Raw genomic sequence first — 1,933 nt, 5'->3', positions numbered from 1 at the left:
GGGGGGGGGGGGGGGGGGGGGGGGCCGCCCCAGCCGCTGACTCAACGACTCGCGGAGGGGAGAGCCCTCACCCGGATCGCTGCGCGATCCGACCTCTCCCGCAAGCGGGAGAGGTGACAGCCCCGCAAGCGGGAATGCCCTGCTCACGCCTAACTATGCAGCCCCGGCGCCTCGTGGCCGGTCCTCGCCACATACTCGGTGTAACCGCCGCCGTATTTGTGGATGCCGTCAGGCGTCAGCTCGAGCACGCGGTTGGACAGCGCGCCGAGGAAATGCCGGTCGTGGGACACGAACAGCATGGTGCCTTCGAAATCGGCCAGTGCCTTGATCAGCATTTCCTTGGTGGCCATGTCGAGATGGTTGGTCGGCTCGTCGAGCACCAGGAAATTCGGCGGATCGTACAGCATCCTGGCCATCACCAGCCGCGCTTTCTCGCCGCCCGACAGCACCCGGCACTTCTTCTCGACATCATCGCCGGAGAAACCGAAGCAACCGGCGAGCGCGCGTAAGCTGCCTTGGCCGGCCTGCGGAAACCATTCTTCCAGTGATTGGAATACGGTGAGGTCGCCGTCGATCAAGTCCATGGCGTGCTGCGCGAAGTAGCCCATCTTGACGCTGCCGCCGAGCGCCACGCTGCCATCGTCGGGCGGGGTCGAGCCGGTGACGAGCTTGAGCAGCGTCGATTTGCCGGCGCCGTTGATGCCCATCACGCACCAGCGCTCGCGGCGCTGGATCTGGAAATCGAGCCCGTCATAGATCACGCGGCTGCCGTAGCGCTTGCTGACGCGCTTGAGACTGACCACGTCTTCGCCCGAGCGCGGCGCCGGCAGGAAGTCGAACGCGATGGTCTGGCGCCGCCGCGGCGGCTCGACCTTCTCGATCTTCTCCAGCTTCTTGACCCGGCTCTGCACCTGCGCGGCGTGCGACGCGCGGGCCTTGAAGCGCTCGATGAACGCGACTTCCTTGGCCAGCATCGCCTGCTGGCGTTCGAACTGCGCCTGCTGCTGTTTGTCGGCGAGCGCGCGCTGCTGGGCGTAGAAGTCGTAATTGCCCGAGTAGCTGGTCAGTGTGCCGGCGTCGATCTCGATGATCTTGTTGACGATGCGGTTCATGAACTCGCGGTCGTGCGAGGTCATCAGCAGCGCGCCCTCGAAGCCGCGCAAAAATTGTTCGAGCCAGATCAGGCTTTCGATGTCGAGATGGTTCGACGGTTCGTCGAGCAGCATCACGTCCGGCCGCATCAACAGGATGCGCGCCAGCGCCACGCGCATCTTCCAGCCGCCGGACAGCTTGCCGACGTCGCCGTCCATCATCTCCTGGGTGAAGGAGAGACCGGCCAGCACTTCGCGGGCGCGGCCTTCCAGCGCGTAGCCGTCGAGCTCCTCGAAGCGGTGCTGGACTTCGCCGTAGCGTTCCAGGATCTGCTCCATCTCGTCGGCCTTGTCGGGATCGGCGAGGGCGTCTTCCAGCTGCTTCAGCTCGGCCGCGACCTCGCTGACCGGGCCGGCGCCCTCCATGGTCTCGGCGACCGCGCTGCGGCCGCTCATCTCGCCGACGTCCTGGCTGAAATAGCCGATGGTCAAGCCGCGATCGACCGAGACCTGGCCTTCGTCGGGCGTCTCGGTGCCGTTGATCATCCGGAACAGCGTGGTCTTGCCAGAGCCGTTCGGTCCGACCAGACCGATCTTCTCGCCGCGCAACAACGTCGCGGACGCCTCGATATAGAGGATCTGGTGGCCGTTCTGCTTGGAGATGTTGTCGAGACGGATCATGGGCTCACAGGACGATAAAAATGCTGCGGCGCGTTTAGCCGATCGGAGGCTTCGGCGAAAGAGCGCGCGACAAGGCGATGCGCACTCCCTCTCCCCGCGTGCGGGGAGAGGGCTGGGGTGAGGGGGCGTCTCCGCAAGTCTGAGCCGCTCGGCTTTGTCGA

The 1,933-nt window shown here is 65.5% G+C and carries 1 protein-coding gene; it reads right to left on the bottom strand.

Translation table 11 applies throughout. The annotated features are described in order from the left end of the window. Window positions 1–149: 149 nt before the first annotated feature. The gene (locus IP86_RS25825; protein WP_054165308.1) at window positions 150–1,772 is read right to left on the bottom strand and encodes an ABC-F family ATP-binding cassette domain-containing protein; all 1,623 of its coding nucleotides are present in this window, start codon (window positions 1,770–1,772) and stop codon (window positions 150–152) included. Between the last annotated feature and the right edge of the window lie 161 nt (window positions 1,773–1,933).

Source organism: Rhodopseudomonas sp. AAP120, from assembly GCF_001295845.1.
GTDB lineage: Bacteria > Pseudomonadota > Alphaproteobacteria > Rhizobiales > Xanthobacteraceae > Rhodopseudomonas.
This window is presented reverse-complemented; position numbering and strand designations above follow the sequence as displayed.

Excerpts from the sequence above, each read along its gene's own strand:
- IP86_RS25825 (WP_054165308.1), bottom strand. The coding sequence starts at position 1,772 with ATGATCCGTCTCGACAACATCTCCAAGCAGAACGGCCACCAGATCCTC.